Source organism: Solibacillus isronensis (genome assembly GCF_023715405.1).
In the GTDB taxonomy this organism is placed as follows: Bacteria; Bacillota; Bacilli; order Bacillales_A; family Planococcaceae; genus Solibacillus; species Solibacillus isronensis_B.
Genome location: NZ_JAMBOC010000001.1, coordinates 588,737 through 601,627, shown reverse-complemented (window position 1 = coordinate 601,627; position 12,891 = coordinate 588,737). Strand labels below are relative to the sequence as shown.

Annotated in this window: 18 protein-coding genes and 1 pseudogene; 8 read left to right on the top strand and 11 right to left on the bottom strand. The window is 32.5% G+C overall.

Annotated features, from left to right (window positions below):
* Positions 1-147: 147 nt before the first annotated feature.
* Positions 148-678 carry a GNAT family N-acetyltransferase gene (locus M3166_RS03020; protein ID WP_251687221.1) on the top strand — a complete coding sequence of 177 codons (531 nt, stop codon included), beginning with the start codon at positions 148-150 and terminating at the stop codon, positions 676-678.
* A 200-nt stretch (positions 679-878) separates the two neighbouring features.
* Here M3166_RS03020 and M3166_RS03015 read toward each other — a convergent pair whose 3' ends face one another.
* The 9 genes and pseudogenes from M3166_RS03015 to M3166_RS02975 all read right to left on the bottom strand — a co-directional run bounded on the left by M3166_RS03015 (position 879) and on the right by M3166_RS02975 (position 6,541).
* Complete coding sequence (locus M3166_RS03015) at positions 879-1,319, bottom strand: DUF3997 domain-containing protein (protein WP_251687219.1); 441 nt, start codon at positions 1,317-1,319, stop codon at positions 879-881.
* A gap of 184 nt (positions 1,320-1,503) precedes the next feature.
* Positions 1,504-1,617 (bottom strand): annotated as a pseudogene (locus M3166_RS03010) (integrase); the annotation flags it as partial.
* Positions 1,618-1,817: 200 nt separating this feature from the next.
* On the bottom strand, positions 1,818-2,372 hold the full coding sequence (locus tag M3166_RS03005) for an HPP family protein (RefSeq protein WP_251687217.1): 555 nt from the start codon (positions 2,370-2,372) through the stop codon (positions 1,818-1,820).
* 119 nt (positions 2,373-2,491) lie between these two features.
* Positions 2,492-3,076, bottom strand: coding sequence for a CGNR zinc finger domain-containing protein (locus M3166_RS03000; RefSeq protein ID WP_251687215.1), 585 nt, complete (start codon positions 3,074-3,076; stop codon positions 2,492-2,494).
* Positions 3,077-3,294: 218 nt separating this feature from the next.
* Positions 3,295-3,723: an NUDIX hydrolase gene (locus tag M3166_RS02995; protein ID WP_251687213.1), complete on the bottom strand. Its 429-nt coding sequence runs from the start codon at positions 3,721-3,723 to the stop codon at positions 3,295-3,297.
* 260 nt (positions 3,724-3,983) lie between these two features.
* Entirely contained in the window at positions 3,984-4,325 is a 342-nt protein-coding gene (locus M3166_RS02990) for a DUF3147 family protein (RefSeq protein ID WP_251687211.1), read from the bottom strand.
* Positions 4,326-4,724, bottom strand: coding sequence for a MarR family winged helix-turn-helix transcriptional regulator (locus tag M3166_RS02985; protein WP_251687209.1), 399 nt, complete (start codon positions 4,722-4,724; stop codon positions 4,326-4,328).
* A gap of 265 nt (positions 4,725-4,989) precedes the next feature.
* On the bottom strand, positions 4,990-6,039 hold the full coding sequence (locus M3166_RS19475; RefSeq protein WP_251687207.1) for a DUF4030 domain-containing protein: 1,050 nt from the start codon (positions 6,037-6,039) through the stop codon (positions 4,990-4,992).
* Positions 6,023-6,541 carry an RNA polymerase sigma factor gene (locus tag M3166_RS02975; RefSeq protein ID WP_251687205.1) on the bottom strand — a complete coding sequence of 173 codons (519 nt, stop codon included), beginning with the start codon at positions 6,539-6,541 and terminating at the stop codon, positions 6,023-6,025. Before M3166_RS02975 ends, M3166_RS19475 begins: the two co-directional genes overlap by 17 nt.
* A 315-nt stretch (positions 6,542-6,856) precedes the next feature.
* Between M3166_RS02975 and M3166_RS02970 the strand changes: the two genes are divergently transcribed.
* From M3166_RS02970 to M3166_RS02955, 4 genes are all read left to right on the top strand, one after another.
* The gene (locus tag M3166_RS02970; RefSeq protein ID WP_251687203.1) at positions 6,857-7,318 is read left to right on the top strand and encodes a hypothetical protein; all 462 of its coding nucleotides are present in this window, start codon (positions 6,857-6,859) and stop codon (positions 7,316-7,318) included.
* 55 nt (positions 7,319-7,373) lie between these two features.
* Positions 7,374-7,589, top strand: a complete 216-nt coding sequence (locus tag M3166_RS02965) for a hypothetical protein (protein ID WP_251687201.1) — start codon at positions 7,374-7,376, stop codon at positions 7,587-7,589.
* A gap of 90 nt (positions 7,590-7,679) precedes the next feature.
* On the top strand, positions 7,680-7,973 hold the full coding sequence (locus M3166_RS02960) for a hypothetical protein (protein WP_251687199.1): 294 nt from the start codon (positions 7,680-7,682) through the stop codon (positions 7,971-7,973).
* 449 nt (positions 7,974-8,422) lie between these two features.
* Positions 8,423-8,611, top strand: a complete 189-nt coding sequence (locus M3166_RS02955) for a hypothetical protein (protein WP_251687197.1) — start codon at positions 8,423-8,425, stop codon at positions 8,609-8,611.
* Positions 8,612-9,077: 466 nt separating this feature from the next.
* On the opposite strand, the gene M3166_RS19470 is transcribed toward M3166_RS02955, so the two are convergent.
* On the bottom strand, positions 9,078-9,422 hold the full coding sequence (locus tag M3166_RS19470) for an alpha/beta fold hydrolase (protein WP_353056550.1): 345 nt from the start codon (positions 9,420-9,422) through the stop codon (positions 9,078-9,080).
* Positions 9,423-9,815: 393 nt separating this feature from the next.
* On the opposite strand from M3166_RS19470, the gene M3166_RS02945 reads away from it, so the two are divergent.
* The 3 genes from M3166_RS02945 to M3166_RS02935 all read left to right on the top strand — a co-directional run bounded on the left by M3166_RS02945 (position 9,816) and on the right by M3166_RS02935 (position 11,999).
* A complete protein-coding gene (locus M3166_RS02945; RefSeq protein WP_251687195.1) occupies positions 9,816-10,292 on the top strand; it encodes an RNA polymerase sigma factor in 477 nt (158 codons plus the stop codon).
* Positions 10,285-11,121 (top strand): zf-HC2 domain-containing protein, encoded by an 837-nt coding sequence (locus M3166_RS02940; RefSeq protein ID WP_251687194.1) that lies wholly within the window; start codon positions 10,285-10,287, stop codon positions 11,119-11,121. Before M3166_RS02945 ends, M3166_RS02940 begins: the two co-directional genes overlap by 8 nt.
* Before the next feature lie 443 nt (positions 11,122-11,564).
* Positions 11,565-11,999: an NUDIX hydrolase gene (locus M3166_RS02935; protein ID WP_251687191.1), complete on the top strand. Its 435-nt coding sequence runs from the start codon at positions 11,565-11,567 to the stop codon at positions 11,997-11,999.
* A gap of 181 nt (positions 12,000-12,180) precedes the next feature.
* Here M3166_RS02935 and M3166_RS02930 read toward each other — a convergent pair whose 3' ends face one another.
* Positions 12,181-12,549 (bottom strand): hypothetical protein, encoded by a 369-nt coding sequence (locus tag M3166_RS02930; RefSeq protein ID WP_251687189.1) that lies wholly within the window; start codon positions 12,547-12,549, stop codon positions 12,181-12,183.
* Positions 12,550-12,891: the final 342 nt, after the last annotated feature.

Here is a 12,891-nt window from a genome sequence, read left to right as displayed (position 1 = left end):
AATAATGAATGTCATTAGTTTTATGTGTTCACAAGGTTATATACAACAAAATTCCCCAACGTTTTATAAACTAATTCCAAAATTTACATAATATTCATTCGTAGTGTATTATATTAATATATCAATATTAAGAAGGGGTGTATTATTATGTTAAAATTAGAGCCATTTTCATCAGCTGATTTTCACCAACTTATTAGATGGATACCTGATTCATCCTTTGCTTTACAATGGGGTGGACCTGCATTTACTTACCCATTAACTGTAGAGCAACTTGAAAATTATCTGAAGGATGCTAATACAGTTAATGCTTCAAAATATCTATTTAAAGCTGTAGACGAATCGACCAATGAAGTGATTGGACATATTTCTCTTGGAAATGTTGACCGAATTAACAAATCTGCAAGAATCGGAAAAGTATTAATTGGACAATCAGAAAGTAGAGGAAATGGCTATGGTAAGCAATTAATGTTAGCTACCTTAACATTTGCATTTGAAAAACTTAACTTACATAAAGTGACACTAGGTGTATTCGACTTCAATACACCTGCCATTAAATGCTATGAAAAAGTGGGTTTCAAAAAAGAAGGTTTACTTAGAGATGCTAGAAAAAATGGCGATGAATATTGGAATCTTATAGAGATGGGAATTCTAGAAAGTGAATGGGAAGCTAAATCTTAAACGAACATCTTCATACATTAATAAAGCTAATAAACGTTCCCCAAATTAAAATTTTGAAGTCTATAAAAATGGCCCTCTAACGCAAAAAAGAGCCTTTCCTTATTCAAGAAAAGCCCCCAGATTGTTGAAGAAGGAAAATACACAAAATGGTTTTTAGGGTCGTTTTTGAAAGGTATCATATTCTCATTAATAATATTTAATTATGGTTCCCTTTTCAACTTATCGATTGGTGTAAATACAATGTTAATTTCTAGTTGGTTCGTGTCATTCTCTAGCTCTTTTAGCGTAAGTGGTCCTTTTACTTCGTTCTTATCTATTTCGATTATCCAATAAGAATAACCATTGTCAGCAGGTGTTTTTGGAGGTTTTTCATATCCTCGTTCATCCGCCCTTAAACTCAATTGTTTTGCAATAATATATTGATCGTCCCACCATACAGCAGTCACTTCAGATGGTACATATAAATGATTAAATGTCGTATCATCTCCATCATTTACCGCTTCATCTCCGTAAATTTGAATTTGATGAGCTGAAAGTCTATCAATGCGATAACCGTTGTCTAATGAAATTGTATAATCTGCTAATCCCGCACATCCTGATAGAATAAAACAAGTAAATATCAATAAAATTAAATGTTTCAACGTTAACCCTCCATTTTAAGCGTATTTAAAAATTAATCACTTTTTATTTTAATACGCTCAGAATGGATATAAGTTCCTTTGGTTTTTACAAATAATAAAAGACTGGTATTCAACATTATGGCCCTATAAAAGAAGGACACGCACCTTTATACATGCGTGTCTAAAAATTGCTTCTAGTTCAATTTCAAAAGTATTTACTGTAATAATCCTGTCTTAGTTTTCCAATTAACTGAGCATAAATTTTTGTTGTCTCACTCTTTTCGTGCCCAAGTAGACTCTGGATGACATCGATTGGCGCATCGTAAAGAGCAATTTTCCTGAAAAAAGGATTGTTGTAAACAGTTTGGAGATACTATGATTTAAAAATTCTTAAGCTAAGACCTGTCGAAGTAGTGTAGGGTACTATCTCGTCCTCTACCACTTGACTAAGTGTATTTCTCGAACAAATCTTAGTTGTTTAAGCACATAATGTTTCATTCGCTTACCCCCATATTACTCTTATATCCAAAACGTTGGGTAATTTCTATTACTACGTAGGTTATTGATTAGCAATGCAAAAATCACGATGACAACGGATCCAATTAAAACCGGAGAAATCAAATAACTCCAACTATATGTTCCCAACATAACAACTAGTGGATCTGCCCCTGCTGGAGGATGTGTTGTTTTAGTTAGCATCATCATAGCTATCGCTAAGCCAACTGCAAAAGCAATTGCCCATGGTTCATTACCAAATAAATGAAATATAAGTAAACCAACGAATGTTGCTACAAGATGCCCACCGATTACATTTCGAGGTTGTGATAATGGAGCATTCCAAACACCAAATACTAACACACAACTTGCACCAAATGGAGCCATTAACCATTCAGTAGAAGTCAAGTTAGTAAAATAAATTAAAGTTAAAATAGTTAGAAACCCTCCAGTTAATCCTGTAAAAGAATCCTTTACATTAATTTGTAATGGACTTCTGCCTTTCCCCTTCATCTTCGTTAAGTACCGAACACTGGCTAAATGATTTTCTTCACAATTGATTTCCATTTTATTACTCATTGTAATCCCCCCTTTTATTTACAAATTATTCTACATTTCCCTATCTAACCTGTAAATATTAAATTTTTGGGTTAGTTATAAAGAACAAAAAAAAGAACCAACTCATTAAAAGTTGACTCTTAGTCACATTCTTCTTTTCGATGTTGAAATCTTGCCACTTTTTTCCGATTTCCACATATTTTCATGGAACACCATTTTCGTCTTCCACTTAAATCTATAAACAAAAGAACACATTCAGAATTAGAGCATCTTTTGAGATAAGTAAGCTTGTTTTCTTCGAGTAAAGTTAATACATCAAAAGCAATCAATGATACAAGTATATCCTCAATCTCGCCAATCGGAAAAGGAATCAAATTTTGCTCTATCAGTTTATATGTAAATGGTGCTTTTTCAATTTTCTTTTCTAAAAAAGAGATAAAATCACTTGAAATGGGATGTTGGTTTGCAATAGCTTCAAATTCTTCCCTTAAAATATTTCGAAATTCTAAAATATTTGATGCTACTTGGCTTGAACGCTTCTTAATTTTATTAAAAAGTTGTTCATTCCAAAACAAATTATCTTTTTTTACTATATAGAGCCAATCCTGTATATCTTCATTATTCGCAAATAAATCATATCTTTGTCCCCATCTTACTACCTCAGTATTTACTAGATCTAATGATATATTTCCAGATAACAGTGGGAATTTATTTGTTGCTTCCATACACCAATCACTCATTTCATTGTTGAATATTAACCCTAAGGTTACATTCTAATTATACTCTATTTCTCAAATGATATTTAATCTTATTATTGATCTTGTTTCCTCTACAATTTAACCCCTTAATTGCAAAAAGAGCCTCTTCTTATTAAAGGGGCCCTATAATGAAAATGCACTAAATGCGGTATTCAGGGGCCGATTACACTTAAACACCTGTTACTTTAATGGCAAACATCTTCAAGGAAGGTAAGTGTCTTTTCAAATAATTTTGGTTGAATCTCTAAATAAGTAAGGTTATTAGGGAGATTATCGAATAATTTCACTTCATCAATTTCTGATATTGGCAATTGGCCCATTTCCTTTACCTTAGTAAAGTATAACCTTCCAAAAATCATACTAACAGAATCATCCATTGAATAGTCGCAAATTGCAACTAAATCAACTTTTTCACATCCTGTCTCTTCAAATAACTCTCTTTTAGCAGTTTCAATAATTGGTTCTCCAGGTTCTTTATGTCCGCCGGGAATTTCCCAGGACTTTCGATCTTTATGTCTTACATATATCCATTGATCCTTATAAATAGCACTTATAACTACAAATTTTAAATCCTCTTCATTTACTGAACCTATATCATAAAATTGAACTTTCATTTTTATCCACCTCATATTTGAGTTTTACAACATTAAATAAATTCTTTATTCTAAGGATTTATCCTTTAATTTTTGCAGCATTCTGTTCCCTTATTCAACTTTATTGTCCTTAATTTACAAACCTTATTATACTTTCTATTAGTAACATTTATAAAGAATGTTATTTCACAAAATGGCCCTAGAACGGAAAAACGCGTACTTCTTATTGAAGAATCGCGCCCGATTGTTGAATAACAATGGCCTTCCCAGTATAGAATTTTTTACGAAATAAATGCTGCCATTATATATTTTTGAGCTACTAAAAATATTCCCCAAGCAACTACTCCTAGTGAAATTGCTAGCGTTAAATGAACAGATTGTTTCAAAGCGAAATAAATCACAAATAACATTACCATTGTTGCTGGAAATCCTGCTAGAACGCCCAGTGTAAATTTGTTGATGTTTTGAGTAGTTTCCCCTTGAACCGTTAACCAAATGATACTTAATATGCTAATTAAAGGTAGGGCAGCTATAATGCCACCATAAATAGGATATCGTCTTGCCAATTCCGTTACGATACCAATAATGGCAGCCGAACTTATAATTTTTATTAGCAAATACATTTATTTTGATACCTCACTTAAAAGTCGAAATGCTTCAACAATCTTTTCTCTTTCATTAGTCGATAATCGGCTAAGTGCGACTTGCAATTTATTTTCATCTAATTCTGTATTCTTTTTTAATATTTCTGAACCTAATTCTGTTAAATGTAAATACACCTTTCGTTGATCTTCATTCGACCTCTCTTTATACAACCACCCATTACTCACTAATTTTTTCACATGTTCTGATGCTGTATTGTGTGAAATTGATAATTGCTCAGCAATGTCACGAATCACGACATATTGCTGTTTCTGAACCATTTGTAAAATGCGGACACTTTGATGCGAAATCACTTCTTCTTGTGCGGGATGTAAATTGAAATAAATGTCAGTAAAGTATTTGTTTATATCTTGAATCACTATAATCACCTCAATTTTAAATCGATCAAAACGATTATATCGTAATATACGATATATTTACAACAATAAAATTGCCTTTCCCTAATGACCAATATTATTAATTAAAGCTTAATTCCATAAATGGTCCCTTACTTCATTAAATGGCCCTTTAACGGAAAAACGCGATTTTCTTATTGAAGAATCGCGCCATTTTTTCAAGATGAAAAGTTGAAAAGAGATTTAAACATTTATCCAAATAATTAAAGACTATGTGTTCCTATTTAATTTAGTTTTTTATTTTAATAAACGATTCCTCTCCATTCTTTAATAGGAATTGAATCGTATATTTGTCACCTTGTATTACCTCTTTCGTATCCGTTAAAGCTAAGTAATCTTGTACAGCTAATTCAATTTTTTCTATTATTCCTTCCGAAGGTGGTTGTTCAAAATCCGTTTTGATTGAAACATAGGAGTGTCCTTTCCTTACCTTATAGGAGAGCCCAGTCACTTGATAAGTGGATTTCCCAGCCATTGCATTATATATATCAGATGAAATATAACCCCAACGGTTATCTTGTTGGCGATGTTTTAAATTAAAAGTACTTACTTTAATATCCTTAATATTTAAATCCTGTGCTTCTATTTCTTTTTCGATATCCTTAACAATTTCATTGGACTCATCGACATGGTCAGGCATATCAATTAAAACAATATTGGAAAACCATGTTTCTTGTAACCCAGCTAATTCATAATCTGCTTCCTTGGCATATCCATAGGCTGAGAATACTTCTTTCACTATCTCACGTACTTTATCGTATGTGTCATCCTCTTCAGACTTTGGAGGAATTTGTGCTTCAGTTCCTTCAGAAATTATTAATTCATACTGGTCATAACCATTTTCATATAGAAAATTTGTTACCTTTGGTTCGAGATTTTCTGTTGCCTGCTTCAATGTAGAATCTTTCAATATAAGCGATATTTCTATCGTATATGGCGATGGCTTGATTCCTACTGAATTAAAAGAGTATCCTTCCCTTTCAACTAATTCTGCAAGTTGGGATGTTAAATCTGGATTATACTGACCATTTGAATAACTTGGAGTAATAGAAATTGGTAATATTCTCTCCGCTACCCTCGCCATTGTGGGTGAATAAAACGGTGAAGTAACGATAAATAGCATACAAACCGCAACAACAATCCAAAAATACCGTTTTCTATTATGCTTTTTACGTTTATTTATATTCTGCAAAATCTTATATTTAAGTTGATTTTTGGATTTCTCCGTTATCTTTAATTCTTCTTCGAGTTCACTAAATTGTTCATCTGTAAATTTCACTGGTAAACCCTCCCTTTATCAACTCATTTTTCAGTTGAACTAACGCTCTTGTTAATGTCATTTTCACTTTACTCTCAGACCAGTTTAAAATAAGAGCTGTTTCTGCAGTTGAAAATTCTTTTAACTTTCGCAAGATGATGACATGCCTGTATGTAGGCTTTAATTGTTGAATCGTTCTGTATAATTGTTCTGTTTGAAAATTCATTGCTGCGATTTGCTCGGGCATTGGCTTGTAATCTTTCTCTTCCATCGTTAAACCGAAAAAGTGCTGCAACGGATGTTTTTTTCGGAAATAGTCCTTGGTGACATTATGTGCGATGCTAAATAGCCATGTTTTCACAGAGGATTTTTGTTCAAATTGATGTTGGTGCTTAAAGGCTTTTATAAATGTTTCCTGTGTTAAATCTTCTGCTTGTTGATAGTCCCTCACGATTAATAGTATGTATGTTAATACCGATTCACCGTATTGTTCAATCCATTTGGTCAACTCCTCTTGTTTCAAAGGTGCTCCCTCCTTTTCTATATACTTAGACGTAAATTAAACTAACTTCGTCACGTTTTTTAAAACTAAAAATTAAAAACATAAAATTAAACTTCATTCCGGAATTTTTATGCAATTTGAAAAGCACTTGCCTTTTAAAAATCGCGCTCAATTGTAAGGACCTTAGTGCTTTTTTAAACGTTGGGGTGCATTCTTTTATAACACTCCCCAAAAGATGTTATTCAACAATATGGCCTGAAGTTTATCAATTAAAAAGGGATAAACTGTAAAACAAATAAATTTTTATGGTAACATTTATAGGTAAGGGGGTTCTAAATGAATAACTTAAATAATGAGAAATTGATTCAAGAAGAAATTAGAGCTGTAAAAAAACAGACACTTAAAGTATTGGGTTTTGGTTTCTTAATTATATTATTTTTTTTAATTTATTGGATCTATTTTGAAGAGAGCTTATTAGTTGAAAGTAAGTCCCCTGATGATGATAAAGAAGTAATTATTAATAAAATCGGTAATTGGATAACAGACTCCGGTACAATTAAAATTTACTTTAAGGAAAATGGAAAGACTAGAAATACTAAAAAAATTGAGCTTGATATTTTTAGAGAATCTAACCATAAGGGAAAATACAATATTGTTTGGAGTGTTGATAACCATGTCTCAATAGCTATGGTATTTGAAAAATTTATCCAGAGTGTGGATTATAACTTTTCCACCAATGACATAGAAATTGAGCAGTTGGATAAAACAGCAGCAATCAGTCTAATTAAGAGAAATTGAATTTTGTCTCGCGGTTCTTGGTTATATTAAATTTATTAGGGAAAGGAGTTTGTGCATGAAATCAAAAATTTTATTTGGGTCTGCTATTGTCGTTATATCTATGGTTACACTCAGTGGGGTCCTTAAATATTCAAGTGACAAAGATGAAGCAACAAATAGAAACATTGTAGAAGCATCTGAATCTCAAATTTATCAAGCTGCAATCGGAGCATGGGTTTCAAAGATGAACGTATTACTTTCCGAACCGATGGACGATCCAAAGTTGAAATAATCGGGTAACGATGAAGGTTTCGAGTATTACTTGAAGTCACTAATAGTCAATACTGATTCCCCAATTCATTTAATTAGAGCAAATAAAGAATTGGAAGAAGATTATATAAATTTGTTTCTTTTAACCAGTTATATATCTAATAAGCAATTTGCCCGTACGGTACATTTAGGTCCTAATGGGGAAGCAGTAGAATCAACAGATTTAGTTGATCAATGGGCACCTACAGATGAAAATACGCATAAAGCATTCGAGTACATGAAGCAAATTATGAATGATTTAGACGTTGCCATTAATCATAAGGGAAAAGGTGAAATATTTGGTGTGACGCATTTATTAAACGGTGATAAGGCTTCGGAAGTTAAAAAATTCGTAACCAGCAGTTGATAGTAAAAATGCCGAAAGTTATTCGTCCCCTTTAGACGGTAGACATGTCGAAGATTTCGATTTTATCTACTGTCTTTTTTATTTAAATAAGAGCCACTTACTTATACAGCAATTTGGCCCTTATCTGAAAAGGGTAGCATCACATCTATAAGCACAAAGATTTCCCAAATACAATTTTAAAAACGTAGTTGATAATACGAACCAATTAAAAAGGGCTGTTTTATTACCATTGTCAAATCAATATTTCCCCATATTTCATAGAGCATATAAGGACAGGATCAGAGAGTCGTAGATTGGAAAAGAAGCTATTTCGTTCACCGAAAACAGCAAGCTCTTACCCAGTAAACGACTAGAATAATCAAAATTCTGAAAATGATACATAAATTTAATATAAAAGTTGCTTTAAATCATTTATACTAAAAATATAGTAATTCTGAGAGGTGAATTTAGTGATTATTAAAGATAATAAATCATCCAATTTAGATGAACACCTAAAGAATAATTCTGAAATTAGTAGTAATGAAGATAAAGAAATGCTTGAAAACATCAAGCTTACAATAGAGGAAAATAAAGAAGTAATAGAGCAAAACCGTAAAATTCTTGAATCAAAGAAACAAGAAGAAGCCACTGAAGAATGATCTCAGTGGTTTTTTGTTCTTATTGCTCTTGGAATTCCTTATAAAATCACTTTAGGGTCTTCCTTTTTTCCAGGAAAGCGCCCGATTGTTGAACAAAAATTACAGATTAATCATATGAAAAATCATTAGTTAAGAAAACATTTTACCGCGGATAAAAATGCTGTTAAATTATCATCATGTACATGATGCCCAGCATTCTCTATTGTTAGCAATTTACAATTCGGGATAAGTTCAGATACTTCATGTAATTTGTATTGCGGAATATGACTGGAGTCACCACTTAAGATAAGAGTCGGCACGGTAATATCTTTAAGACGACTCCACCACTCAGGATTAGGTTCATTAAGTTGCTGAAGAATCGAAGGCACAACCTGCCAATCAAAAGGTAAAGGTTCAGAAGGTCTAAAAGGTATTTCAATGTGCTTCTTCTGATAAGGAGGTGGTGTGTCTTCAACAACCAGTCGTTCTATCCTAGAAGGGTATGATTCGGCGAAAAGATAGGATACAGTCCCCCCATAGAATGACCAATTAGCGTAAACCGTCCCAAATTCAATGCATCGACAAAATAAAGTAAATCATCACACATCAATTCAAAACTATATGTATTAGCTTCTCTACTTCCTCCATGACCTCTTTGATCTAAAGCTAAAACTCTATATTTTTCACCTAAAACAGTGAAAACTTGATCCCATGATTCCGAAGTTTTCCCTAGCGCATGAAGTGCTACAATTGGTGGTGCAGAAGCTTCTCCAATTTCACGGTACATAAAAGTGTGTCCATTCAACTTAATTTGTTTCTCCTGTATTTCCATTTCGAATCATCTCCCATAGGGTAGTGTTATTATCCATTTGTATAAATTTCGATCTCTATTTAGATATTTCCTTCTCATGTTCAACAATCTGGCCCTTTAATGAAAAGTGACGCGATCCTTATTAAAGAATCGCGCCCGATTGTTGCATAAGGGTGGCATCAGATTTATCCATTTACAATGGTAAGCAAAGAGATGTTCGCAAATACGATTTTGGTAACAAAACATTTCACTCACATTGATTTGGCTGTTTGCTTTTGGATGCTTAAAATATTTATGTTTCCAAACGTCATCTTAATATACTAAGATTCTTTTTTATAGTTAATGATAAAATTATTTTAAAAAGCTGTAACGTTCTTCGTTATTTTTAGATATATAAGTGAAAGGAGGAACGGTGTGGGACATTTAACTGAAATATATGAAGAAAATTTTGAACTTGTTTTCAAATATTTGATGACATTATGTAGGGACACTGATATAGCAGAAGAAATAACTCAAGAGACATTTTATAAAGCAATTCACTCTATAGACCGCTTTAACGGTGCTTGTAAAATATCTGTTTGGTTATGTCAAATTGCAAAACATACATATTATCAATACGTTGATAAGCAAGTGAAACAACCAGAATTTTCAGAACTACAAGATGGTCCTTCGATTGAGCAGCTATTAATGGCACAAGAGGACAAAATAGAGCTATATCGCCATATCCATCGACTAAATGAACCGTATCGAGAAATTCTCCATTTACGGTTATTAGGTGGTCTTACCTTCCAAGAGATAGGTGATATTTTAGGTAAAAATGAAAACTGGGCAAGAGTCACATTTTATAGGGCTAAAGTGAAACTACAAGAGGTGTTAAAACAAAATGAATAATTGTGAAATCGTAAAAGACTTATTACCAATGTATATAGATGGCTTATGTAGCGAGACAAGTAATAAATTAGTAGAACAGCATCTTTCAACTTGCACACAATGTAAACAAATTTATGAGCAAATGCTAAATGAATTTGAGGTTGAACAAATCGGGTTAAATACAATAGCTATACAACAAAAACAACCATTTGAAAAATTGAATCACATTTTTAAGTCTTATCGAGGTTTTTCAAAAATGTTAGAATGGCTGACAGTACTTGCTGTTGTTATTATGATTATCCTTATTGGGAAAGGTTTTATAGATACACAAGGCTTGGCAGCTAATATCAAACATCAAGAAAACATCGAACAGGAACAACTAAACATTATGAACGCTGCTTTTGAAAATTTTGCTACTGATGGAGCTTCTGGACTAGAAAAGGTTTCAACTGATTATCAGAATAGGATTAAATACATTGCTGTTTTTAATATTGCCGATGTAGAGCCTCTAGCTAAAGATTATGACAAACCAAAAGCAATTTATCCCCTACCATATGAAAGAGCGAAAGTTATTTATGAAAGTGGACAATTAATAACAGACAATATAACACCTTCTGATTACGATATTGGCACGATGGTTATGGAGAAAGATGGGTATATTGTTCAATTTGAATATGCTAGACATTATTTGCATGAAGTAGAAAGAGCATTTCAAACAAAGCATTACAGTCCAACCACTTTACAATTATGGATTCCTGCACTTATAGCTATGATCGTCTCACTTTGTTCATTCTTCTTATATAGAAAAATAAAAGATACAAATAGAAAAGTTCAAAAATTGATATCCTAATTTTGTACAAACCTATTCAAAATAACGTTCCCTAATGAAAGTTTTGGGACACATAAAAAGGTACGAACGTTGTTAAATCAGCATTTCGTGCCTTTTTAATGTGAGTATTGGTTATGCAGCATGACGCAAACCGTCGATGGGACGGTGTTTGTACTTGTTAGGCTTGTTCTTTAATTTGCATAAAAACTTGTATAGCAAATCTCTTATCGCTATAAATCTGCATCTTGTCTAACACTCCCTAAAAAAATGTTATTCAACAATCTGGCCCTATAACGGAAAAACGCGATCTTCTTATTGAAGAATCGCGCCCAGATTGTTGAAGAACGAATGAAATTAATTTTATGCCTAAACAAAGGTATATACAAAAAAACCAAAAATTACTTTTGGGACGATTATTATGTTATAATAATCTCCTTTAATTCCAATTTTAGGGGGTGTAAATTGTGGAGATTTTTGGTGAACGTAATTATAATTTAAATTATTGGAAAAGAACTGGAGCGTATGCAGTCATTCAAAATGACCTTCAACAATTTTTATGTGTAGAAGATTTAGAAGGAAATTTATTTTTGATTGGTGGAGGTGTTGAAGAAGGAGAATCTCCAGAACTTGCATTATTACGAGAGAGTATTGAGGAGACAGGTCATCAGGTCCAGATTATTGAAGTAATCGGTAAAGCCGAAAGACACTGGGTTTCAGAAAAATATCCTGATGATTCTCAACATAACATCGGCATATTATACGTTTGTGAGCTACTAGAAAAAGTAGCTGAACCGATTGAACAAGAAACAATGCGCTGGGTCGACTTCGATTATTTAGAAAAGCATCTTTTCCACGACCATCATTTATACTTAATAAAACAGTTCTTAAATATTGCATAATTAATATAAAGTTTTATACATAAACCTTCCCGAATTAAGGTTTGGACATACAACACAAAGGCACGAATGTTGTTAAATAACATTTGTGCCTTTTCGCTTGAACGATTTATTATACAGTTTTCTATACATATGGCATAAACGGTTGAAGTAGCAGCGTTACAATAACGAGGCTTTTCTAATTTTACTCACGGGAAGTTTCAATTCTCATGAATAACTTATGTGAAAAGAGTCTTACTATTAATTGTCCTATTAAGAAAACTAGCGAAACAAATATCACTGCGCCGTCTCTCCCTAAAGGTTTAAACCAGCCGCCATCATCTGCAATAAAATATGAAGCCAAAAAAACTGACAATAACGCTGTTATGATATTCAAAAAGAAAATATATCGTAATTTTACACTACCAGCTAAAAAACCAGCTACTAGAACGAACAGAATAGAACTAGTAAGGAGAAATGATGCTTCTTCGCGTTTAATGTATTGCCCATATTCATAATAGTGAAAAAGGAATGCAACAGGTATTAAAGAAATAATTAACCATAAAGTTCTCATGAAAATCCCCCAAGAAATTTTTTCATTTGGTCGTCCTCAGACAACTTCAATTATCAAAAATCATTTATGCAAGTGTAATTTTATACTATTAGTGTTATTAGTCAATACTTTTGAAATATATGCATGTTCAAACACAAAGAAAAAAGCAAGGAATACCCTTGCTCTAATAAGTAAAAAAAACGTTAATAATTTTTAATTTAAAAACAACCCCTTTTTCTAAGTAAACTCTTACAATCACAATTTATGACATACCATGTTATTCCACAATATGGCTCTATAACGAAAAAACGCGATTTTCTTATTGAAGAATCGCGCCCGATAGTTGAACATCGCCTTAGGATA